This window comes from Acidimicrobiales bacterium (assembly GCA_040219515.1).
In the GTDB taxonomy this organism is placed as follows: domain Bacteria; phylum Actinomycetota; class Acidimicrobiia; order Acidimicrobiales; family Aldehydirespiratoraceae; genus JAJRXC01.
Window position 1 is genome coordinate 138,784 of the sequence record JAVJSI010000017.1, and the last position, 22,577, is coordinate 161,360.

The window sequence follows — 22,577 nt, forward strand, 5'->3', positions numbered from 1 at the left end:
TATGGCCGCCATGCGCACCCGACTGACCGACGACGAGGAGGCGGTGAAGTCCGTCTTCGACGGGTTCTTCGCCAACGAGTGTCCGATCGAGGTCGTGAGGGCCGCGGCTCCCGGCGGCCACGACGCCGACCTCTGGGCGAAACTCGCCGCCACCGGCGCCCCCGGAATGGCCGTTCCTGAAGCCGCCGGCGGCGGAGGCGCGACCCTTCGCGATCTCGCGCTGGTCGTCGAGAGCTGGGGTCACCACCTCGCGCCGGCGCCGCTCGTCGAACACGCAGTGGCGACGCGCCTGCTCCATCACGTCGGCGCCGATGTGGCGGCGCTCGTCGACGGTGACCGCATCGCCACCCTGGCGTTGCGGGATCCCTCCGACGGACGGGCCCGCCTCGTGCCGGCCGGTGCGGTGGCAACGACGGTCGTGGCTCGCGTCGACGACGCTGTGGTGCGTATCGACGGCGATGCTCCCGGAACCGGACCGCGCAACACGGGCGACCTGCCGATCGCCGACCGCTCGCTCGGCGGCGCCGTGACCCTCGGTTCCGCCGACGCCTGGCCGCGTGCGCTCGACGAATGGCGGGCCCTGATGGCGGTCGCCTATTGCGGGCTGGCCCGGCGGGCTCTCGACATCGGTCTGGACTACGTGAAGGAGCGCATCCAGTTCGATGTGTTGGTCGGGAGCTTCCAGGCGGTACAACACGGGTTCGCCGACGCCGCGACCAGGCTCGAGGGCGCCCGTCTTCTCGCTCATCGGGCGGTGTGGGCGCTCGACACCGACCAACCCGAGGGAAGCGCCGACGATCCGGCCCGGCTCGCGGGCATGGCCCTGCTGTTCGCGGCCGAGACCGCCCGGTTCGTGACCGACCGGTCGCTCCAGTACCACGGCGGCTACGGGTTCTCCGAGGAGTACGACATCCAGCTCTACCACCGACGTGCATCGGCCTGGCTGCTCCAGCTCGGTGAGCCCGCGCTCGAGTACGCACGTCTGGCCACCGCCGAGTTCGGCCCGGTCGGATCGACCAAGGAGGCTTGCTGATGGACTTCTCCTTCCCGCCCGAGGTCGAGGCGTTTCGCGCCGAGGTCCGCGAGTTCCTGGCCGAACACCTCACCGAGGAGATGATCGAGGCCACCCACGACGGCACGGTGCATGCACCGGCCCTCCACGCGGCGATGGCGGAGCGGGGCTGGTTGTCCGGCCCCGTCCCCGAGGCGCTCGGGGGCGGGGGCCGCTCCGCGCTCGAGTCGGTGGTGCTCAACGAGGAGCTCCAGCTCGCCCGGGCCCCGATCGACGCGATGGCCGTTTCGATCGTGGTCGCGTCGATCCTGCTCGAACACGGCAGCGACCATCTGAAGGAGACGGTCGTACCCCGTCTCCTCGACGGCACCGCCCTCGGCTGCTTCGGCTACACCGAACCCGAGAGCGGATCCGATGTCGCGGCTGCCCAGACCAAGGCCGTGCTCGACGGAGACCAGTGGGTCATCAACGGCGCCAAGATGTGGACCACCCTGGCCCACATCTCCGATTACGTGATCCTGCTCACACGCACCGACCCCGAGGTGCCCAAGCACAAGGGCCTCACCTTCTTCCTCGTGCCGCTCGACACGCCGGGCATCGAGATCCAGCCGGTGCCGACGATGGCCGTCGAGCGCTCGAACGCGACCTTCTACGACGACGTGCGACTCGACGACGAATGGCGCGTCGGCGAGGTGAACGGCGGATGGGCCGTCATGAAGACCGCGCTGAAGTACGAGCGCGGCATCGCCGGCGGCCAGTTCCCGTCGCCGCCGGTGATCGATGCGGCCGTCGACTGGTCAGAGACCCACGTTCGTTCCGATGGCTCTCGTCCGATCGACGACGCGACGACCCGCGAGAAGCTGATACGGGCGCTCATCGACGTCGAGGTGTGCCGAGGCTTCGCCTACCACACCGCCGCGTTGGCCGAGGAGGGTGTGATGTTCGGCGTCGAGGGCTCGATGACGAAGCTCTTTGCGTCCGAGAGCTACAAGCGCCACTGCCGTGAGTTCCACGACCTCATGGGGGTCGAGGGTCTCCTCACCCATCACAACGCCGATGCCCACCTTTCGGGACGAATCGAGGAGAACCTGCGACATTCGCCGGTGACCACGATCTACGGCGGCACCAGCGAGATCAGCCGCAATCTGATCGCCGAAGGCCACCTCGGTCTTCCCCGCGCTCGCTGACCGCCTGGCGCGGGCAGTGCCCCTGGGCAGAATCGAACTGCCGCTCACGGTTTAGGAAACCGATGCTCTATCCACTGAGCTACAGGGGCTGGCCGGGTGCTCGACGAGCGCCCGATCCGGGGCTGATCGTACTTGTGACCGGCCGGCACCCCCACGGCTAGGGTCGGCCGACATGAGCGACTTCTCTGACCAGTACGGGCCGTGGGCAGTGGTGACGGGGGCGGCGATGGGTGTGGGCCTGGCGTTCGTCCAGGAGCTTCACGACCGTGGAGTGGCCGTGGTCATGGTCGATCGCAACGAGGTCGTGGGCGAGGTCGCCGCCGGTCTCGAAGGCGAGACGCGCGCGGTGGTCGTCGACGTGACCGACCCCGACTGGACCGACGCGCTCGACGCGGCGGTCGACGGTCTCGAGATCGGCTGTGCCGTCGCCAACGCCGGCGTCAGCTACGTGAAGAACTTCCTCGACATGACAGCGCAGGAACGGCGACTCACCGTCGACGTCAACGCCCAGGCCGTCACCGACCTGGCCGCATGGTCGTTGCCGCCGATGGTCGAGCGGGGTCGAGGTGGCTTCGTGGTGACCAGCAGCGGTTCGGCGCTCGCCGGCACCGCGGGCGTCGGCCTCTACAGCGCCACCAAGGCCTTCACCGTGAACCTGGTCGAGTCGATCGGCTGGGAGATCCGCAACACCGGTGTGCAGACCCTGGCGGTCGTCGCGCCGAGCATGGAGACGCCGGCATTCCTGAACAACGGCGCCGACCACTCACGGATGATGGCGCCGCCCGTGGACCCGCGCACCGTGGTCTCGAGCGCGCTCGACGCACTCCCGGCGGGCGGACGCTGGCTGGCCGATGCCGGTCTCGAGTTCGCAGCCACCGTGCCCCGCGCCGAACGCGTCGACATGATGAGCCAGGCGACCACCGCGATGTACCCCCAGATCTTCGGCGAGTAGCCCCCGAGGGCGCCGGGTCAGCCGCCGCGGCTGGCGAGGGCCCCGCTCGAGCGTTTGGCCGCGAGTTGGGTGGCGAACACGGCCGCTTCGGTGCGGGTGTCCTTGCCGAGCTTGCGCAGCATGACCGAGACGTAGTTCTTCACCGTCTTCTCGGAAAGGTGCAGACGCTCACCGATCTGGCGATTCGTGAGTCCCTCGGCGACCAGTTCCAGCAGAGTCCGTTCGCGCTCGCTCAGCTCGGCCAGACGCTCCTCCTCTTCGGACTGCCCGGACCGGAGACGGTCGAACATGCGGTCGGTGAGCCGCGGGTCGACGAGCGACTCGCCGGCGTGCACACTGCGGACCGATCTGATCAGTTCGTCGGAGCCGACCCGCTTGAGGACATAGCCCGACGCGCCGGCGTTGATCGCGGCGAAGAGGGTCTCGTCGTCGGAGAACGAGGTGAGTACGAGGATCTTCACGTCGGGTGCATGGGCGCTCAGCGCCTCGCACACGGCGACCCCGTCGCCGTCGGGCAGGACCACGTCGACGAGCGCGATGTCGGGCCGCAGTTCGACGATGGCGCGCACGCCGTCGTTGACCGTGCCGGCCTCACCGATGATCTCGAGGTCCTCTTCGGCCGAGAGGATGTCACGGAGCCCTCGCCGCACCATCTCGTGGTCGTCGAGCAGGAAGATCTTGATACTCATCTGGTTGTCGGGTCCTTCCGCTTCGGCGCTGCGACTCGTCGCCCGCCCGGTGGGTGTCTGTCGGATTTTGTGGACAAGACCTGAGAAGTCCGCCGGTATTGCCGATGGATCACCAGGAGGGTGGGTGAGATTCAGATGGCTGACGCGACGGCGACAAACGAACGAACGGGACGGATCGGGCCGACGGTCGATCCTGGCGCCCTCCTCGCGGCGACGATCGAGCACACAGGCGAGTTCCACACACTTCTCTCGGCTGATCTGGACACGCTGTGGGTGTCCGAGTCGGTTCGTACCGTGCTCGATCTCACCCCGAGTGCCTACCTCAACGTCGCCGCGTCGATGCACATCCACCCCGATGATCTCGAGCGGTGGCACCGAGCGATGGGCGAGCTCCTCAAGGAGCGTGGTGGCCGTCGCCGCGTCCAATACCGGACACATCACGCCGACGGCACCTGGCGGTGGGTCGAGTGCGTCTCCTCGAACCTGCTGCACAAGCCGGATGTCGCCGGCGTGGTCTCGACCCATCGCGACGTCACGACCCGGGTGCTGGCCAAGCGGCGACTCTCCCAGAGCGAGCGCCGCCTTCGGTCGATCGTGTCGAGCGCAGCCGACATCATCGCCATTCTCGATGACGAGGGCTCGATCGAGTACATCACGCCGACGGTCGCCACCATTCTCGAACGCTCGACCTCGTCGATGCAGGACGGCTGGATGGCATTCGTCCACGATGACGACCACGAGACCATCGAACGGCTCTTCTCCGCGGCGCTCGCGGACCCGGGCGTGACAAAGGGACCGGCCGACCTGCGTCTGCTGCGGGGCGACGGCGAGTGGGTGCTGATGGAGGCGCTCTTCACCGACTATCGGTCCGACCCGATCGTGCGCGGCATCGTGTGCAACGCCCGCGACGTCACCGCCCGGCGCCGGGCCGAAGCCGAGAAACAGGCCAACCAGACGATCTTCAACGCGCTCGTCGAGATGGCCCCGATCGGCATCTTCCTCGCCGACGCGGACAACACCTGGAGCTATGTCAACGCCCGGATCGCCAACGAGCTCGGTGTCGGTCCCGAGAAGCTGCTCGGCACCGGATGGATGTCCGTCTTCGACGCCGCCGACGTGGTTCGGCTCCGCAGCGAGATAGCCCGTTGGGACGGCGAACGACCGTTGGTCACCGAACTGCGAACACGAACGAGTCCTGATGCACGCGAGCTGCGACTGACGATGAGCCGCCCGCAGGATGGGCTCGACACCCACGGCCTGGTCGGCACGCTCGAGGATGTCACCGACCGTCGAGCCGTCGACGACATGCTGGTCGAGGGTGCCGCGCTCGGTTCGGTAGCGGGCGTGGTCGGCAGTGCCGCCCACGACCTCCACAACCTGCTGGCGTCGATCGGCATGCAGCTGGGACTCCTCGATCGCGAAGCCGAGGGCTCGGCTCGTGTCCATGCCGCCGAGGAGGCGGTCGACCGGGCCTGCAACATCGCCGAGGACCTGATGGCGATGAGCCGTCCGAGTCGCGGTCGCGTGCAGCCGCTCGACGTCGGGCCCATCGTCGCCGACCTCACGAACATGTTGCGTGTCCTCGTCGACCACCAAGCCGATCTGGTCTTCGACGATTGGTCGGATGGAACGCTCGTTGCCGCCGATCGTTCCGGCCTCGAACGCATCGTGACGAACCTGGTCGTCAACGCCCGCGATGCCGTCGAGCCCCGAGGAAGGATCCGTATCGAGGTCGCCCCCATCGAGCTCGACGAGCACGAGCGACCCGAGAAATCCCGCGGGGCGACGTATGTGGCGATCAAAGTGATCGATGACGGCTGCGGTATACCCGACGCCTTGGCGGAGCGCGTGTTCGAGCCGGACTTCACGACCAAGGAGGACGGCAACGGCATCGGCCTCGCCGCCTCCCGGCGCAACGTCCGTGCGTGGAACGGTGATCTGCGGTTCACCTCGACGGAGGGACGCGGCACCACGTTCACGGTGCTGCTGCCGGCACTCGGCTAACGGCCCTGCCAGCGGGGAGGCCGCTTCTCGACCCGCGCGGCGCGGCCTTCGGCTGTGTCCTCGCTCTGGGACACGACCCGACGCATGGCTTCGCCCATGCGTACGGCGTCGGTCCACGGCAGATCGCGGCCGCGATGGGCCATCTCGTTGGTGGCCCGAACCGCCAACGGTGCGCCCTGACACAGTCGGCGGGCCAACGCGTTTGCCGCGGTCAGGAGCTCGTCGTGGTCGTGGACCCGCCACGCCAGGCCCATCTCGCGGGCCCGCTCGGCATCGATGGTGTCCCCGGTGAGCAGCAGCTCGAGTGCGTCCGGCATCGACACATGGTCGGGCAGTCGCAGGGCGCCGACGATCGTGGCGACGCCGATGGTCACTTCGGGGTAGGCGAACGTCGCTCGATCGCTGGCCAGCACGAAGTCGCAGGCGAGCGCGGCGGTCAGGCCGTAGCCGATGCAGGGACCGTTGATCGCGGCGATGGTCGGCTTCCAGATCTCCATGCCGCTCTCGAACGTGGTGATGGTCGGCCACTCCCAGAACGATCCCGGCCACGTGCCGGTGGAACCGGCCCCGTCCCGCAGATCGGCGCCGGCACAGAACGCACGGCCGCGTCCGGTCACGATCGCGACCCATGCCTCTTCGTCCTCGCGAAACCGTGTCCATGCCGCGTCCAGAGCGACCCGCATCTCACCGTTGACGGCGTTGAGCGCATCGGGTCGGTTGTAGGTGATCGTCGCGACGTGGCCATCGCGCTCGTAGGTGGCGGCCGAGTTCGTGGGCATGGTCCGAGAGCTTTCCCTACGCTGCGGCCCATGGCCACCATCACCGCAGATCTGTCCACCGGTTTCGCCGTCGAACTACGCGCCGGCGACCACGTCTGGCATGCCGACGAGCCCGCTGAGCTCGGTGGCACCGACTCGGGTCCCAACCCGTACGAACTGCTGCTGTCCGCCGTGGCTGCGTGCACCTGCATCACCGTGTCGATGTACTGCCAGCGCAAGGGTTGGCCGCTCGAGTCGATCTCGGCCCGCTACGAGTTCGACAAGGTCCACGCCGACGATTGCGAGGAATGCGACGACGACACGAGTGGCCACATCGACCGGGTTCGCAGCGAGATCTTCATCGAGGGCCACTTCGACGAGGAGCAGCGAGAACGACTCGCCGACGTCGCCCGGAGGTGCCCCGTCCACAAGACGCTCGACCACGGGGTGAGCTTCACCATCGAAACCGTCTTCGTCGGCTGACCGAGAAACGGCGAACGGGCGACCCCGAAGGGCCGCCCGTCACGCCTGCGACGGGAGTGACTACCGGTTGGCGAGCGAGTCTCGGATCTCGGTGAGGAGGTCGATTTCGCTGGGTCCTGCCTCGTCTTCCTCGACCGGACGCTTCATGGCGTTGTAGGCCTTCACCACGAAGAACACCGCCAGCGCGATGAACAGGAAGCTGATGAGCGCCGTCAGGAAGGTGCCGATGTAGATCGGCGTGTCACTGATGGTGATCTTGACGTTGCTGAAGTCGGGCTCACCGAAGATCAGCGCCACGATCTGCATGAGGACATTGTCGACGAACGACGTCACGACGGCGCCGAAGGCGGCGCCCAAGACCACGGCAACGGCCAGGTCGACGACGTTCCCCTTGTTGATGAAGTCCTTGAATTCCTGGATCACGTGACTACTCCCTCTCGAGGGCCACGGAGTGTGACCCGCCAATGCATCCCGACGCCGAAAGCTCGCCGAAAGTCGCGCCCGAGACTACGGCAGCCCCGGTCGCGCCGCTCGAAAGGTCCGGCAGAGCCGGACTGACTAGAGTCCGCTCGAGGACGAAGGCAATGGGGGCACAGGCATGACGGACGGTTCGATCGAGGTCTACGAGAGCGAAAAGCGCACGTTCGCGCCGAGCCCGACGTTCGCCGCGTCGGCGCTGACCAGCGATCGTTCGCTCTACGAAGAGGCCGATGCCGACTACGAAGCGTTCTGGGCCCGACAGGCCCGCGAGCTGCTGACCTGGTCCAAGGACTTCGACACCGTGCTCGAATGGGACCTGCCGTTCGCCAAGTGGTTCCCCGGCGGTGAACTCAACGTGAGCGAGAACTGCCTCGATCGTCATGTCGCCGCCGGCCGCGGCGACAGGGTGGCGTTCCACTTCGAGGGTGAGCCCGGCGACACCCGGACGATCACCTACGCCGACCTCCTCGCCGAGGTCGAACGGTTCGCCAACGTGTTGAAGAGCCTGGGGCTCGAGAAGGGCGACCGCATCGCCATCTACATGCCGATGATCCCCGAACTGCCGATTGCCATGCTCGCCTGCACCCGGATCGGCGTGGCCCACTCCGTGATCTTCGGCGGGTTCTCGCCCGACGCGATCACCGATCGCTGTGTCGACGCCGATGCCAAGGTGATCATCACCGCCGACGCCGGCTATCGCCGAGGCGAGCCGTCGGCGCTGAAGCCCAATGTCGATGCCGCGCTCGCCGCAGGCGCGCCCTCGGTCGAGAACGTGATCGTGGTCGACCGCTGTGGCACCTCACCCGCGATGGTCGAGGGCCGCGATCACTGGTGGCACGACCTCATGGACGCGGCCGAGGCCCACTGCCCGGCCGAGCCGATGGACGCCGAGCAACTGCTCTACCTGCTCTACACCTCGGGCACCACCGCCAAGCCCAAGGGCATCATGCACACCACCGGCGGCTACCTGACCCAGGTCGCGTTCACCCACAAGTACGTCTTCGACCTCCAACCCGACACCGACGTCTACTGGTGCGCGGCCGACATCGGCTGGGTCACGGGCCACAGCTACATCGTCTACGGCCCGCTGGCCAACGGTTGCACCTCGGTGATGTACGAGGGGACACCCGATACGCCGCGCCCCGAGGAACGTGAGGGGGACCGGGCGGGGTGGAAGAAGGACCGACTCTGGGACATCATCGAGCGCTACGGCGTCACCCAGCTCTACACCGCGCCCACCGCGATTCGCACCTTCATGAAGTGGGGCGAGGAATGGCCCGCCGGCCACGACCTGTCCTCGCTACGCGTGCTCGGCACCGTCGGCGAGCCGATCAATCCCGAAGCCTGGATGTGGTACCACCGCAACATCGGTGCCGAGTCGTGCCCGATCGTCGACACCTGGTGGCAGACCGAGACGGGTGGACACATGATCACCCCGCTGCCCGGTGTCACCACGACCAAGCCGGGCACCGCCACCACCACCATTCCCGGCGTCTACGCCGAGGTGGTCGACGACGCGGGCAACCCGGTGGTCGAAGGCGGCGGCTACCTCACGCTCACCAGGCCGTGGCCGTCGATGCTCCGCGGGATCTGGGGTGACGAGGCGCGCTATCGCGCAACCTACTGGTCCACCTACGAGGGTCGCTACTTCGCCGGTGACGGCGCCCGGGTCGACGAGGACGGCTACTTCTGGCTGCTCGGCCGGGTCGACGATGTGATGAACATCTCGGGTCACCGCATCTCCACCGCCGAGGTCGAGAGCGCGCTCGTGGACCATCCTGCGGTGGCCGAGGCCGCCGTCGTGGGGGCCACCGACGACATCACCGGGCAGGCCATCGTCGGTTATGTGATCCTGCGCGGGACCGCGGTCGCGTCCGACGAGCTGGGTGAGGAGATTCGCCAGCACGTGGCGAAGAAGCTCGGTCCGACGGCGCGGCCCAAGGCGGTCTTCCTGGTGCCCGACCTGCCGAAGACCCGTTCGGGCAAGATCATGCGTCGGCTGCTGCGGGACGTGGCCGACGGGCGCGACCTCGGCGACACCACCACCTTGGCCGACCCGGGCGTCGTCGCAGCGATTCGCGAGGGAGTAGCGACCGGCGACGAGGAGTGAGAGATCCTGAGCCGGGAAACTGGCGATGGCGAGGTGAACGGCGCTTCGACGCGCCGGTGGCCGTCTTCGACATGGACGGCGTGCTCTCCGATGCCTCCCGCCGGCAGAAGTATCTCGCCGTCGATCCGCCCGACTGGGAGAGCTTCAACAGCCGCGCCTGGCAGGACGGGCCGATTCTCGACGGGATCGACGCCCTCCATGCCGCGGCCGTCGATCATGTGATCGTGGTGGTCACGGCCCGACCGTTGACGTCGATCGACATGACCGATCGCTGGCTCGAGGACCACGAGGTACCCGTGGACCTGCTCGTGTTGAGAGACCGTGACGACGAGCGCCACAGCCCCGCGGTGAAACGCAGCGAGCTGGCCAAGCTCCGGGCGGCCGGTGCCGACGTCGTGATGGCGGTCGAGGACCATCCGGGCATCGTCGCAATGTACGAGGAGGAAGGCGTGGCCGTGCGCTACGTCCACTCGGGTTACTACGAAATCGGCGAGGTTTGACCGGGAATTTCGGTGCCTGCTCCTACTGTTGAGTCGTTCAGGCGGTTCCCGACCGCCCCGGACCCGGAGGTTCCCGACCGAGATGGTCAACACCGCAAAGACGTTCACCCTGCTCGCCGCTCTGGGCGGTCTCATCATCGTTGCCGGTGGCGCGCTCGGAGGCCAGGGCGGTCTGGTCATCGGTCTGGTCATCGGCCTCGTGATGGCCGGCGGTTCGTACTGGTTCAGCGACAAGCTCGCGATCAAGTCGGCCAAGGCGCAGCCGGTCACCCGCGAACAGATGCCCGAGTACTTCCAGATCATGGAGGAGCTGACGGCCAAGGCGAACATGCCGATGCCGAAGCTCTACGTGGCGCCCAACCCGCAGCCCAACGCCTTCGCCACCGGCCGCAATCCGAATCATGCCGCAGTGGCCGTCACCGTCGGCCTGCTCGACGCGATGAACTGGGACGAGGTGCGAGGCGTGCTCGCCCACGAGCTCGCCCACATCCGCAATCGCGACATCCTCATCGGCTCGGTGGCCGCCGCCATCGGCATGGGCATCACCTTCGCCGCCCGTATGGCGATGTGGGGCGCGATGTTCAGCGGTGGTCGGGGACGCGACCGCAACCCGATCGGAGAGATCGCGTTCGCGATCCTCGCCCCGATCGCCGCGGCCGTGATCCAGGCCGCGGTCAGTCGCAGCCGCGAGTTCCAGGCCGACGAGTCGGCCGCCAAGCTCATCGGCACCGGCGAGCCCCTGGCCCGGGCGCTCGAGAAGCTCGACGCCTACGCCATGCGCATTCCGGCCGATGTCGACCCGAACCAGGCCAGCGCCTACATCATCAATCCGCTGTCGGCCCAGGCCGCCGGCCGGGGCGGTGGCGGGCTGGGCAAGTGGTTCAGCACCCACCCGCCGACCGAACAGCGCATCGCCCGTCTCCGCGCCTTCTGACCCGGGGCCAGGGAGTCAGTCGCGGAAGTTGTTGAACTGGAGTGGGAGACCGAAGTCGCCCTCCTTCAGTTTCGCGATCACTTCCTGGAGCTGATCGCGCTTCTTGCCCGAGACCCGCAACTGATCACCCTGGGTCGACGACTGCACGCCCTTGATGCCGAGTGTCTTGATGAACTTGTTGAGCTCGCGGGCCTTGTCGGCGCTGATGCCGGACTGCAATGTCGCGGTCTGGCGAACGGTGCCGCCCGATGCGGGCTCGATGTTGCCGTAGTCGAGCACCTTCAGACTCACCTTGCGCTTCACCAACTTCTCTTCGAGCACCTGGCGCAGGGCGGCGAGACGATCCTCTGAGAGGGACGCCATGTCGACGACGCCATCCCCCAGCTCGATCGAGGAGTTGGTGTTCTTGAAATCGAACCGCTGGGCCACCTCGCGCGCCGCCTGATCGACGGCGTTGCGCACTTCTTGCTGATCGACCTCTGAAACCACATCGAATGTCGGCATGAACAGGAACGTACCAAACGGCATGCGCCGTACGAACCAGCACGCCGGACTCCGCTCATGTCGGGCGACTTCGTGCCGAACGGAGAACCATGTCTCCCTTCCGATTCTGCGCGATCGTCACCGGCGTCGTCTATCTGACCTGGCGGCTGATCTTCACCTGGGAGGGAGCGAACCCGGTGTTGTTCTTCCTGCTGCTGGCCGCCGAGGCCTTCGGATTCGTGCGGGTGCTCACCGAGACGTCGCTGCTCGGTGATGTCCGTCCGGCCATCCGGAATCCCGAGAAGACCATGGCCCCCGACGGCGATGTCATCCTCGTCGTCACCGACGAGCCGGCGAGCGAGGTCCATGCGGCCGTGCTCTCCGCCCGCGTCATCTCGGGCTACAACAACCTCCGCATCGTCGACCGGGACAACCGCCCTGATGTCGCCAACCTCGCCCGGCGACTCGGTCTCGTCCGCATCGTCGGCAGCCCTCGCGCCGACCTGGGCGAGCTGATCGACCGGGCCATGGGTGACTGCACCTCGCTCTTCGCGCTCCTCATGCCCGCCGATCTCGTCGTGATGCCCGACATCCTCGAGGTGACCGCGAGCGCGTTCGACGACCCGTCGGTCGCGGTCGTCGCATGCCGAGTCGAGAACGTGAACGCCGTCGACGCCGTGGACTTCGGCGGCTACGGGGAACACCGACGACGCGATGAACTCATGGTGGCGAAACTCGACGACGCCGAGGCGCTGCCGTGGTGGCCGGGCCTCGCGGTCGTCCGCCGTAGCGCGGTGAGTGAGATCGGGGGAATGAGTCGTGGTCGCCAGGGGGTGACGATGTCGACCGGCGTGCGTCTCCAGGCCGTCGGCTGGAAGATCACCGATGTGCCGGTGATCGTCGGTCGTCGACTCGCCCCGTGGACCGACGATCGGCACCTGCATCGCTGGGCTCGCGACCTGCACGAGCGGCTGTCGGTGCTCGTCGACGACGAGGCTCCGCATCGCAACGAACACGCGACACCGCTTCGTCGTCGGGTCTATCGAGCCGCCGATCTCCACATCGGACGCAGCATCCAACGCCTCGTCCTCCTCGGCGTCCTCTTCACCGTGCTCTACTCGTCGTCGTTGCCGCTCGTCGCCGACGCCCGAGTCCTGGTTCCGCTCTGGGGTGCCTGGCAGTTCGCATCGCTGCTCTATCGGCGCAAGGCCCAGGAACCGGTGGGGTTCACGAACTGGATCACCAACGATCTCCGCCTTCTCTCGACCGATCTCTACGTCGCGTTCCGGGCGCTGCCCGGCAAGCCTCTGGGTGTCGACCTGGTCGACCGGGCTCCCGGACGCATCGCCCGGACGGTCTTCCTCGTCGGCCTCCAGATCGCACTGGCGGGCTCGCTGGCCGTCTTCGGGCTCGGCATCGCTCGGCCGCCGCATGGGGATTTCGCGACCCTCGCCTCGCTCGCGGTCGCTGCCTGGCTGTGGGGTATGAGCCTTCAGGCCCGGACCGCGTCACGCCTCCACCAGAAGCGGCAGAACTTCCGAGCGAGCGACGAACTGCGGGTGCTCGCCAGCAAGGATCGCATGGGCGTGATCGGCGTATCACCGTTCGGCATCGACGTGGTCTCGGCGGATCCGCTGGGCATTGGTGAAAAGGTCCGTCTCGCCTTCGCTCTCCCCCAGGCCGACGGCTCCTCGATCAGATTCGACTGCCCCACGGCCGTGCGCCGCTGCTCCAAGACCCGCGGCGCCTACGTGTCCTACCTCCGCTTCGCCCAACTGAGCGACGCCGAGGTCGACCAGATCGCCGAATACACCGCCGTCGTCGCCGGCGTACACGGGCTGCGCGACAACCTCGAGAGCCCCCTGGAACATCTCGTCCCGATCGAAGCCACGCTGGTGAAGCCCCGAGCCGAGGTCGCAGAAGTCTGAACGGCAGATAGTCTTTTCTCGTCCAGGGGTCGGTGCCCGAGCGGCCAAAGGGAACGGGCTGTAAACCCGTCGGCTTTCGCCTACGAAGGTTCGAATCCTTCTCGGCCCACGTGACACGAGACCCGGCGCCCAGCGCCGGGTCTCGCAGTTTTCTCAACTGTTGGCTCACGCCAACATGCGGTTCTCACGCCAACATGCGCTGCATCACGACGACGTCGAGCCAGCGGCCGAACTTGCGGCCGACCTCTCGCTCGGTGCCCACCACCTGGAATCCGCAGGACTGGTGCAACCCGATGCTGGCATCGTGACCCCCGACGACTCGGGCCATGATCGTGTGGAAGCCGCGGCTCGTCGCAACATCGATCAGTTCGTCCATGAGGGCCCGTCCCACTCCGGCCCCCCGGGCGGACTCGGCGACATAGACGCTGTTCTCCACCGATGTGCGGTAGGCGGCCCGGGGCCGATACGGCGAGAGCGACGCGAAGCCGGCGACCTCCGTGTCGATCTCGGCGACCACCACCCCGAACGCACCCTCGCGCTCGCGGATCCATTCCTGCTGTGCTTCCAGCGAGCGGGGCTCGAGATCGAAGGTGTGGGTCGTTTCCAGGACTTCGCGGTTGTAGATCGTGCGCAGCGCCTCGGCGTCGTCGATCGTGGCAAGTCGCAGCTTCATGGGTTTGCGGCCACCTTGCCGGTGACGCGCCGCAGGGCCGCCAACGGCGCGACCTTCAACAGGCCGACTGCGACGGTGTTGAGCGCGCCGGGTACGACGCGGGCCTTGCCCTCCGCGACGGCGGCCAGCGCGCTCGCGGCCACCGTGTCGGCGTCCTGCCAGAACGCGTTCGGGTAGCGACTCGCGTCGGCCTCGGCCCGCTCGTGGAACTCGGTCCGCGTGAAGCCTGGGCACGACACCGTCACGGTCACCCCGGAGCCGGCGAGCTCCTGGTGCAGCGACTCGCTGAAGCTGTTCACGAATGCCTTGGTGGCGGCATAGGTCGCACTCCCGGCGGACGGGAGGTAACCGGCGACGCTGGCGATGTTGAGGATGCCGCCCGAGCCGGCGCGGACCATCGTCGCGGCCGCGGCGTGCGACAGCTCGTGCAGGGCCAGCACGTTGACGGCCACCACCCGCCGTTCCTTCTCGTAGTCGAGCGCGGCGAAGGATCCGGAGAAGCCCAGGCCCGCATTGTTGACCAGGAGGTCGATCGGATCCTCGCTCGATGCCAGGCGGGCACCGATACGAGCGACGTCGTGGGGATCGGCGAGGTCGGCCACCAGGACCTCCACGTCGACGGGGACATCGGCGGCCAGGGCATCGAGTCGGGCCTCGTCACGGGCGACCACGACCAGTGGGGTGCCCTGCTCGGCGAGCTGGCGCGCGATCGACGCGCCGATACCGCTCGACGCGCCGGTGACCAGTGCGCGTTTCCAACGGGACATGTGACCTCGATCGTGGTGGGCGATGGCAGCTCCGAATCTACTGCCGTGGTTGTATGTGGGATGCCCCTGCCCCACGACGCTCGAAATGTTCTCGGCGGCGCGCTCGCCGAATGCGGCACCGATCCCGTCACCGGCTTCTTTCGCGACGGCTGCTGCAACACCTCGGACGACGACGTCGGCTCCCACACCGTGTGCACCACGGTGACGGCTCGCTTCCTCGAGTTCTCCAAGGAGTCCGGCAACGACCTCTCGACCCCCCGACCCGAGTGGGGATTCGCCGGTCTGCAGCCGGGCGACGGATGGTGTGTGTGCGCGGCTCGTTGGCTCGAAGCCGCATTGGCCGGTGCCGCCGCGCCGGTGCGACTCAGCGCCACCCACGAGCGCGCACTCGAGGTGGTGCCGCTCCAGATGCTGCGGGCGCACGCGGTCGACGCCGAGAACTGATCGGCGCGTCAGGCGGCCGCCACGTCGCGTGCCACCTGGGCCCACCGATCGAGGATGTCGGGATGGGTCCGCAGCTGACTCGACGCGGTGTAGGTCATCAGCCGGGTCGAGGGCGCGACGTCACGGTAGCGAGAAACGAGATTCGCGCCGAGCGTCGACCACGATCCGGAGACGGTGTAGTGATCGAGGATGTCGTCGGTGATCAGGCCGACCATGCCGGCGAGATCGCCGTCGCGCTGGCGGGCGTGGAGTTGCTCCGACAGCCCGTCGAAGCCGTGGGTCTCGAACACGGGTGAGTAGGTGCGGGTCGACCCGTAGAAGGCGATCATCTGTCGGGCGTGCTCGCGGGTTGCCGCGAGTTCCTCGTCGGTGTCGCCGACCGGCGTCATCACCGGGATCTCGAAGGTGATGTCACCCAGTTCACGACCGCTGCGCGCCGCGCCCTCCGCCACATGCGGCCGCTGCCGTTCGACGATGTACTCGGGCGAGTTGAACGGATGGATGTGGATGCCGTCGCACACCTCGCCGGCCATTCGACTCATCCAGGGGAGCACGGCGGACACGAAGATCCGCGGGTCGGGCGCGTCGATCGGGCCGGGCGACCATTGCGCAGGGAGCAACGAGAACTGGTAGAAGTCACCCTCGAAGTGGAGCTTCTCCTCACCGCGGAAGGCCCGAAAGATCGCCTGGATCGAGCGGACGTACTCCTTCATCCGCGGGCCCGGCGGCGCGTACTCCGACGAGTAGCGGCGTTCGACATGGGCCTTGACCTGTGTGCCCAGGCCGAGGGTGAAACGACCGTTGGTCGCGTCGGCGAGCTCCCAGGCCGTGGACGCAGTGATCATCGGGCTGCGCGGGAAGGCAACGGCGACCGCGGTGCCGATACCGAGCTGCTCGGTCGCGAGCCCGGCGGCGGCGGCAGACAGGTAGGCGGTCCGCCCCGACTCGGTGAGCCAGAGCGTGCCGAACCCGGCGGCCTCGACCGCGTGCGCGTGGCGTTGCATCGAATGCAGTTCCATCGAGCCGGACATGATGTCGAGTTCCATGATCCCCCGTGTGCCGGCCCCGAGAAGGGCCGCTCCGTCCACGCGAACGTAGTGGGGCCGTTGCCTCTGGGCCTCAACTCGTCGGCAGGGAGGCCGATCGAAAAGCAAACGACTCACGAATCGGTGCCCCTTGCCGTCATCCACCTCCGACGTTCACGATTCCGCATCGAGCCCGTCATCGCGCAACCCGCTGGCCATCGTCGACGGGGTCGGTGGCGCGCTCGCAGCCGCGGATGGGGAGAGCGTCGCTGCCGGCTTCGCAGAGTCTCTCCGGCTACTGGCCGAGGGCTTCGACGCGAGCCTCAGCACGATGTTGCGGTTCGCAGACGACGGTGCGCATCTCATCGGGCTCTGGGCCGGTGGGCGATTCGTTCGCGATCCGCAGATTCGCATCGGCAACGAACACCTGCCGCGCGGGATGCCGTTGCGATCGAGCCGCGAACCGCTCACGCTGGCGCCGGAGTTCTTCGGCGCCGAGTTCGCCTCGTTGCTCCGTGACCTCGGTGACGGTCAGGTGTTGCTCATCGCCCCGATCAGTGATGCGAACCAGGTGACCGGTGCCGTGGCCGTGCTCGCGCCGGGAGACTTCACCGAGGAAGATCGGGTGGCACTGCAACTCAGTGGGGAGCTCCTCTGGCGCCACGTTCGTCACCACGACTCGCGTGACGAGCTGCACGAACGGGCCGAGATCGCCGAGATCCTCGCCCGGGTGGGGGCCCGCTTGCACGAAGGGGGGCTCGACGAGGCCGGTGCGATGACTGCCGACGTCGTCGAGTTGGCGGGCGGCTATGTCGGCGCCGACCGGATCGTCATCTACGAACGGACTGCGTCGGGCGTGCTCGCCGTGGTGGAGTGGCCACCGCGTGATCCGCGCACGAGCGCGGGGACCGTGGACTTCGCCGAGACTGACTGGGCTCGGATCGGGCAGGGGCCGATCAGCTGGAGCGAACTCGAGTCGGATCCCGTCGTGTCGAAGATCCGTGGGCTGCACAACGCCGGTCTCGTGGTCCCCGGCATCGTCGAGGGTGAGGTCGTCGGGGCATGGGTCCTCGCGAAGTACGACAATCGTCCCTTCTCACGAGCGCACCGTGAGCTGTGCGTCTCGATCGTCGACCTGCTCGGCCAGTTCAGGATTCGGCTGAGAGCTGAGTATGCGCTCGAGCGCCGCGGACTCGTCGAGCAGTGTCGTACCGAACTCGCCGAAACGTTCGTCAACTCATCACCGTCCGCCGTGGACGCCGCATTGGCGGCCGCCCTCGAGCGGATCGGTGGGGTGTTCGACGCCCGCCAGGTGCGTTGGGTCGAGCCTTCACCCGACCGGGCCGGCTCGTTCGTCGCGATCGAGTGGTCAGACGAGACGGATCCCGACACACCACCGGTGTTCCGGCCGACCACCCTCGTCCTCGACCCCGGGGGTGCCACGGAACCGTTCTTCCTGCCGTCCGAGGACGATGCCGATCCGAATCCCGAGGAGTCGGCGTTGTCCACGCTCGTCATCCCTGCAGTGGTCGGCGACCGGACGTGCGGTGCGCTCACGCTCTCCGACGAGGGTCTCAGTCGCGCGTTGCCGCCGGTCGAGCTGCGTGCTCTGGTCGACCTGGCCGGACTCGTCCACCAGGCCCGCCGTCGTGCGCATCAAGAAATCGAGGCCGAATACCGGAACCGACTCGACGGACTGCAGCTCCGACTTGCCCACCGCTTTCTGGACCGCACCGTCGTCGACGACGGACCGGTGCTCGAGTGGGTGCTCGGCGAGATCGGTGATGCGCTCGAGTGCGACCTGATCGCGTTCGCAGAGTTCGTCGGCTCGACCGAGGGCGAGATCCACTGGTGGTCGCGCCAGGACACCCACGCCGAGGTCGCGGTGGCGATGTCGAATCGTCAGGCCACCTTCGACGACCATTTCCGACAGTGTCTCGAGGCCGGGGAACCGACGGTGACCCGCAGTCGACTCCTGCCGGAACACGTCCGGCAAGGGGCCGAGATCATTGCCGGCGATGAGTTCTCGATGCTCCTGGTGCCGTTTCGGGCACCCGGCATCGCCCTGATGCTGGGGGTTTGCACGCTGGGCGATCGCGAATGGCAGACCGTCGAGACGGCGATGCTCCAGAAGGTGATCGGCCAGGTTCGCCAGTTCATCGAAGTGGTGGCGAGTCGCCGTCGCCTGGAGTACGACGCGACGCACGACGAGCTCACCGGCCTCGCCAACCGCCGCCGGCTGCACGAGGAGTTCGCGGCCCTGGTCGGCGCCGGTCGGCGGGGCGCGATGCTGATGATCGACATCGACCGCTTCAAGGTCGTCAACGACTCCCTCGGTCACAGTGCCGGCGACGCCGTGCTGGTGGCGCTGGCCGACCGCATCCGTACGTCGGTACGAGATTGCGACCTGGTGGGACGTTTCGGCGGCGACGAGTTCGCGGTGGTGGTCCCCGACGGTGTGGGTGAGATGGAGTTGGCGGCCACCGCCGATCGTCTCATCGAAGTGATCCGTGAGCCGATCGTGGTGCGCGGTACGACGATCATCCCGACCTGCAGTATCGGCATCGCAGTGTCCGGGGAGAGCGACGATGTGGAAGCGGTGTTGCGCCACGCCGATGCGGCGCTCTACGAGGCGAAGGCCAAGGGTCGCGATCGCTATGAGTTCTTCGACGACGCTCGCCGACAATCCCTCACGGACCGATTGCACCTGGAGACCGCGCTCCGTAGCGGGGTCGCCGCCGGTGAGTTCGAACCATGGTTTCAGCCCGAGTACGACATCGAGACCGGTCTGGTCGTCGGCGTCGAGGCGTTGGTTCGCTGGCACCATCCCGAGAAGGGCATCATCGAGGCCGGCGACTTCATCGAGGCCGCCGAGGAGATCGGGCTCGCTCCCGAGCTGAGTCGGATCGTGATCGCGAAGAGTTTCGCCGCACTCGAGGGCTGGATCGTCGAAGGGTTCGACACCCGCCTTCGGGTGAACGTCGCCATCGCGCAGCTGCACTCGGCCGACGTCGCTGCGCAGCTCGCCACTGCGCTCGATGCGTACGGCATCCCAGCCGAACGGCTCTGCATCGAGATCACGGAACGTTGTCTGATGCTCGATCCCGGGAGCGCGTTGGAGGCGCTCGAGGCGGTGCGCGGACTCGGGGTCGAGGTGGCGATCGACGACTTCGGAACCGGCCTGAGTTCACTTGCCCGACTCAAGCACCTGCCCGTCGACACGCTCAAGATCGATCGCACCTTCGTCTCGGGCATCGTCACGAACGCGACTCATCGTGAGATCGTGCGCACGATCATCGGACTGGCCCGCGGTCTCGGCCTGGGCGTGGTCGCCGAAGGAGTCGAACACGTCGAACAGGCGGAGTTGCTTCTCGAGCTCGGCTGCCGGCGAGCCCAGGGATGGCTCTGGTCCCCGGCCCTCCCTGCTGCCGAGGTGCCCCGCCTGGCCCGAGTGTGAATACTCTGTAGGAAACTTCGAGGAGGGCGCCATGGAGCCGACCGACACACAGGACCGCACCACAACCGACGATTCGGCTGCCGAGGTGGCCGACACCGCCGAACTCGTCGAGGAAGAACTCCTCGTCGAGGAGATCTCCATCGACGGGATGTGCGGCGTCTACTAGTCCCGTGGATTTCGATGCCGGCCGTCGCTACCGCTTGCACGAACGTGTCGCGCTGCGCCCCGAGCCGTTCGGCGCGCTTGCGTATCACTACGGCAACCGGCGCCTGAACTTCCTGCGGGCGCCCGAACTCGTCACGCTCGTCGAGTCGCTGGCCGATCACGACAACCCCCGGGCGGCCTTCGACGCGTCCGGAATCGAATCACGACGCTGGCCGTCGTTCGAGAAGGCGCTCGCCTCTCTCGCCGCCTCCGACTTCCTGGTGACCGCATGACCGACCTGCAACTCCCTCCCACTGCAATCCCGCCCACGGCAGTCCCTTCCACGCCGGCCCCCGACAATCTCGTGCTGTCGCCGGTGAAGCAGAGCGGTCTCGGCGAACAGATGAAGGCCGGCCTCGACGCGCCGATCTGTCTCACCTGGGAACTGACCTACGCGTGCAACCTCCGGTGCGTGCATTGTCTGTCGTCGAGCGGACGGCGTGACCCACGCGAGCTCAGCACTGCCGAGGCCGAGGCCGTCATCGACGAGCTCGAGCGCATGCAGGTCTTCTACATCAACATCGGGGGCGGCGAACCCACCATTCGTCCCGACTTCTGGCATCTCGTCGAGTACGCGGTGGACCACGGTGTCGGGGTCAAGTTCTCCACCAACGGCTCGAAGATCGACGCTGCGGTCGCCGAGAAGCTCGCCGGCATGGACTACGTCGACGTCCAGATCTCGATCGACGGCGCCGACGCCGCCACCAACGACGATGTCCGCGGCGAGGGCTCGTTCGCCACGGCCGTCGCAGCCATGGAGCGCCTCCACGCTGCGGGCTTCGGCGAGTTCAAGATCTCGGTCGTGATGACCCGGCACAACATCCCGCAGGTCGACGAGTTCAAGGCAATGGCCGACGCCTACGGCGCCCAGCTCCGACTCACCCGCTTCCGCCCCTCGGGGCGGGGCGCCGACAGCTGGCACGAGCTGCACCCCACCGACCAACAGCAGCGCGACCTCTACCACTGGCTCCTCGACCGGCCCGACGTGCTCACCGGTGACTCGTTCTTCCATCTGTCCGCCCTCGGCGAGGCGCTCCCCGGACTCAACCTCTGTGGTGCCGGTCGGGTGGTCTGCCTGATCGACCCGCTGGGCGACGTCTACGCCTGCCCGTTCGTGCTCCACGACGAGTTCCTGGCCGGCAGTGTGCGCGACGAGGGTGGTTTTCAGAAGGTGTGGCAGGAGAGCGAGCTGTTCCGCGAGCTTCGGGAACCCCAATCCGCGGGCGCGTGCGCATCGTGTGGCCACTTCGACGCCTGTCAGGGCGGCTGCATGGCTGCGAAGTTCTTCACCGGGATCCCGCTCGACGGCCCCGATCCCGAGTGTGTGCTCGGTCACGGCGAGGCGCTCGTCGAGGCCGCCGATCAGGCCCTACGTCCCGTCGGGCAAGACCACTCTCGGCCGACGCCCGTAGCGTTCCTCGGTCGCAAGTGACCATCCGGCTCGCCGCGGCTCTCGCCGTGGTGGCGCTGTGCGGCGTCGCCTGCGGCGACGACTCGGCCGACGCTCCCGAGTCGGCCACGACCACCGCAGCCGTCGACGATGTCACCTCGACCACAGCCACCTCCACGACGACGCCCACGGCGACCCTGGAGTCGACCGCCCAGGACGCCACGACCACTTCGTCGCCGGCCCTGGTCGACCCGCTCGGGGTAGGCGGATGCGCGGCCGATCCGGCCGAGACGCGGACCTTCGTCGACGACACGCGCGTGACGCCGGCGACTGCGCAGTCCGACGAGATCGATTCCCGCACGCTCGACGTGTGGATCGATCGGCCCGCCGGCACGACCGGGGTGCCGCTCGTGATCTTCGCTCATGGCCTCACCGGCCATCCCCGTTCCCACGAGATGCATCGGCAGTCGCTGGCCGAGGACTGCTTCCTCGTCGTGGCACCGGCGTTCCCACTCACGAACAACGACGTGCCCGGCGCGGTCGCCAACTCGGGCGACGTCAATGCGCAGATGGTCGATGTGTCCTTCCTCATCGACGAGGTGTTGGCCGACCCCGAGCTGGGCCCGCTCGTCGACCCCGAGCGCATCGGCGTCATCGGCCACTCGCTCGGTGGCCTCACCACCGCCGGCGCCGCCGTCAGCCCCGAGGGTGATCCTCGTGTCGACGCGGCCGTCGTGATGTCGGCCGGTTTCGGACAGGCTCGCGACGACATCTCGGTGATGGTTCTCCACGGCGACAGCGATCCGGTGGTCCCTTACGCCAGCGGTGACGGTTCCTATGACCTCCTGACCGGGCGCCGCATGCTCGTCACGCTCTTGGGCGGCGACCACAACACCGGCATCCTCGACGACGATTCCGACCTGGGTGTGCTCGTGCGCGGCCTGACCGGGGCGTTCTTCGTGCACGAGTTCAGCGGCGAGCCCATGCCCGCGGGGGTGTTCGACGAGCTCCCGCTCGATGCCGTCGACGTCGAGGCCGGTACCGCCGACGGGGCGCTCGACGACTGGCGCGACTACTTCGCAGCGTGATCGGCGCGG

General features: G+C 67.7%; 22 protein-coding genes and 2 tRNA genes. 16 read left to right on the forward strand and 8 right to left on the reverse strand.

The genetic code is table 11. The features are described from left to right. The first annotated feature begins 10 nt into the window (after positions 1-10). Both RIB98_17845 and RIB98_17850 read left to right on the forward strand, forming a co-directional pair. Positions 11-1,033 carry an acyl-CoA dehydrogenase gene (locus RIB98_17845; GenBank protein MEQ8842847.1) on the forward strand — a complete coding sequence of 341 codons (1,023 nt, stop codon included), beginning with the start codon at positions 11-13 and terminating at the stop codon, positions 1,031-1,033. Then, a complete protein-coding gene (locus RIB98_17850; protein ID MEQ8842848.1) occupies positions 1,033-2,199 on the forward strand; it encodes an acyl-CoA dehydrogenase family protein in 1,167 nt (388 codons plus the stop codon). Before RIB98_17845 ends, RIB98_17850 begins: the two co-directional genes overlap by 1 nt. A gap of 17 nt (positions 2,200-2,216) precedes the next feature. On the opposite strand, the gene RIB98_17855 is transcribed toward RIB98_17850, so the two are convergent. After that, positions 2,217-2,288, reverse strand: a tRNA-Arg gene (locus tag RIB98_17855). A gap of 83 nt (positions 2,289-2,371) precedes the next feature. Between RIB98_17855 and RIB98_17860 the strand changes: the two genes are divergently transcribed. Next, the gene (locus tag RIB98_17860) at positions 2,372-3,151 is read left to right on the forward strand and encodes an SDR family NAD(P)-dependent oxidoreductase (protein MEQ8842849.1); all 780 of its coding nucleotides are present in this window, start codon (positions 2,372-2,374) and stop codon (positions 3,149-3,151) included. Between the two features lie 17 nt (positions 3,152-3,168). On the opposite strand, the gene RIB98_17865 is transcribed toward RIB98_17860, so the two are convergent. Continuing rightward, positions 3,169-3,840 (reverse strand): response regulator transcription factor, encoded by a 672-nt coding sequence (locus RIB98_17865; GenBank protein ID MEQ8842850.1) that lies wholly within the window; start codon positions 3,838-3,840, stop codon positions 3,169-3,171. A 135-nt stretch (positions 3,841-3,975) separates the two neighbouring features. Here RIB98_17865 and RIB98_17870 point away from each other — a divergent pair, with 135 nt between their 5' ends. Beyond that, a complete protein-coding gene (locus RIB98_17870) occupies positions 3,976-5,844 on the forward strand; it encodes a PAS domain S-box protein (protein ID MEQ8842851.1) in 1,869 nt (622 codons plus the stop codon). Here RIB98_17870 and RIB98_17875 read toward each other — a convergent pair. Further along, the gene (locus RIB98_17875; GenBank protein MEQ8842852.1) at positions 5,841-6,623 is read right to left on the reverse strand and encodes an enoyl-CoA hydratase-related protein; all 783 of its coding nucleotides are present in this window, start codon (positions 6,621-6,623) and stop codon (positions 5,841-5,843) included. The genes RIB98_17870 and RIB98_17875 overlap by 4 nt on opposite strands. Positions 6,624-6,653: 30 nt before the next feature. Between RIB98_17875 and RIB98_17880 the strand changes: the two genes are divergently transcribed. After that, positions 6,654-7,085, forward strand: a complete 432-nt coding sequence (locus tag RIB98_17880) for an OsmC family protein (protein ID MEQ8842853.1) — start codon at positions 6,654-6,656, stop codon at positions 7,083-7,085. Between the two features lie 60 nt (positions 7,086-7,145). On the opposite strand, the gene mscL is transcribed toward RIB98_17880, so the two are convergent. After that, positions 7,146-7,508, reverse strand: a complete 363-nt coding sequence (mscL, locus tag RIB98_17885) for a large conductance mechanosensitive channel protein MscL (protein MEQ8842854.1) — start codon at positions 7,506-7,508, stop codon at positions 7,146-7,148. A gap of 175 nt (positions 7,509-7,683) precedes the next feature. On the opposite strand from mscL, the gene acs reads away from it, so the two are divergent. The 3 genes from acs to RIB98_17900 all read left to right on the forward strand — a co-directional run bounded on the left by acs (position 7,684) and on the right by RIB98_17900 (position 11,109). Continuing rightward, a complete protein-coding gene (gene acs, locus RIB98_17890) occupies positions 7,684-9,675 on the forward strand; it encodes an acetate--CoA ligase (GenBank protein ID MEQ8842855.1) in 1,992 nt (663 codons plus the stop codon). Further along, positions 9,672-10,175, forward strand: coding sequence for a hypothetical protein (locus RIB98_17895; GenBank protein ID MEQ8842856.1), 504 nt, complete (start codon positions 9,672-9,674; stop codon positions 10,173-10,175). Before acs ends, RIB98_17895 begins: the two co-directional genes overlap by 4 nt. Positions 10,176-10,257: 82 nt before the next feature. Continuing rightward, a complete protein-coding gene (locus tag RIB98_17900) occupies positions 10,258-11,109 on the forward strand; it encodes a M48 family metalloprotease (GenBank protein ID MEQ8842857.1) in 852 nt (283 codons plus the stop codon). 15 nt (positions 11,110-11,124) lie between these two features. Here the strand turns inward: RIB98_17900 and RIB98_17905 are convergent, their stop codons facing one another. Beyond that, positions 11,125-11,613: a YajQ family cyclic di-GMP-binding protein gene (locus tag RIB98_17905; GenBank protein MEQ8842858.1), complete on the reverse strand. Its 489-nt coding sequence runs from the start codon at positions 11,611-11,613 to the stop codon at positions 11,125-11,127. Between the two features lie 89 nt (positions 11,614-11,702). Here RIB98_17905 and RIB98_17910 point away from each other — a divergent pair, with 89 nt between their 5' ends. Further along, positions 11,703-13,520, forward strand: a complete 1,818-nt coding sequence (locus tag RIB98_17910) for a glycosyltransferase family 2 protein (GenBank protein ID MEQ8842859.1) — start codon at positions 11,703-11,705, stop codon at positions 13,518-13,520. Positions 13,521-13,546: 26 nt separating this feature from the next. Then, positions 13,547-13,629 (forward strand) — tRNA-Tyr (locus RIB98_17915). Between the two features lie 75 nt (positions 13,630-13,704). Here the strand turns inward: RIB98_17915 and RIB98_17920 are convergent. Continuing rightward, positions 13,705-14,193: an N-acetyltransferase family protein gene (locus tag RIB98_17920; GenBank protein ID MEQ8842860.1), complete on the reverse strand. Its 489-nt coding sequence runs from the start codon at positions 14,191-14,193 to the stop codon at positions 13,705-13,707. Further along, entirely contained in the window at positions 14,190-14,960 is a 771-nt protein-coding gene (locus RIB98_17925) for an SDR family oxidoreductase (GenBank protein MEQ8842861.1), read from the reverse strand. The genes RIB98_17920 and RIB98_17925 overlap by 4 nt, the downstream gene beginning before the upstream one ends. 60 nt (positions 14,961-15,020) lie before the next feature. On the opposite strand from RIB98_17925, the gene RIB98_17930 reads away from it, so the two are divergent. Next, positions 15,021-15,404 carry a DUF2237 domain-containing protein gene (locus tag RIB98_17930; protein MEQ8842862.1) on the forward strand — a complete coding sequence of 128 codons (384 nt, stop codon included), beginning with the start codon at positions 15,021-15,023 and terminating at the stop codon, positions 15,402-15,404. 8 nt (positions 15,405-15,412) lie between these two features. On the opposite strand, the gene RIB98_17935 is transcribed toward RIB98_17930, so the two are convergent. Then, a complete protein-coding gene (locus tag RIB98_17935; GenBank protein MEQ8842863.1) occupies positions 15,413-16,450 on the reverse strand; it encodes a TIGR03617 family F420-dependent LLM class oxidoreductase in 1,038 nt (345 codons plus the stop codon). A 310-nt stretch (positions 16,451-16,760) separates the two neighbouring features. Between RIB98_17935 and RIB98_17940 the strand changes: the two genes are divergently transcribed. From RIB98_17940 to RIB98_17960, 5 genes are read left to right on the forward strand one after another with little or no spacing between them, the layout of a single operon-like run. Further along, positions 16,761-19,886 (forward strand): bifunctional diguanylate cyclase/phosphodiesterase, encoded by a 3,126-nt coding sequence (locus tag RIB98_17940; protein ID MEQ8842864.1) that lies wholly within the window; start codon positions 16,761-16,763, stop codon positions 19,884-19,886. A gap of 31 nt (positions 19,887-19,917) precedes the next feature. Further along, on the forward strand, positions 19,918-20,052 hold the full coding sequence (gene mftA / locus RIB98_17945; protein ID MEQ8842865.1) for a mycofactocin precursor MftA: 135 nt from the start codon (positions 19,918-19,920) through the stop codon (positions 20,050-20,052). Positions 20,053-20,056: 4 nt separating this feature from the next. After that, positions 20,057-20,323 (forward strand): mycofactocin biosynthesis chaperone MftB, encoded by a 267-nt coding sequence (mftB, locus tag RIB98_17950; protein ID MEQ8842866.1) that lies wholly within the window; start codon positions 20,057-20,059, stop codon positions 20,321-20,323. Then, on the forward strand, positions 20,320-21,522 hold the full coding sequence (gene mftC / locus RIB98_17955) for a mycofactocin radical SAM maturase (protein MEQ8842867.1): 1,203 nt from the start codon (positions 20,320-20,322) through the stop codon (positions 21,520-21,522). The genes mftB and mftC overlap by 4 nt, the downstream gene beginning before the upstream one ends. After that, positions 21,519-22,568: a hypothetical protein gene (locus RIB98_17960; protein ID MEQ8842868.1), complete on the forward strand. Its 1,050-nt coding sequence runs from the start codon at positions 21,519-21,521 to the stop codon at positions 22,566-22,568. The genes mftC and RIB98_17960 overlap by 4 nt, the downstream gene beginning before the upstream one ends. Positions 22,569-22,577: the final 9 nt, after the last annotated feature.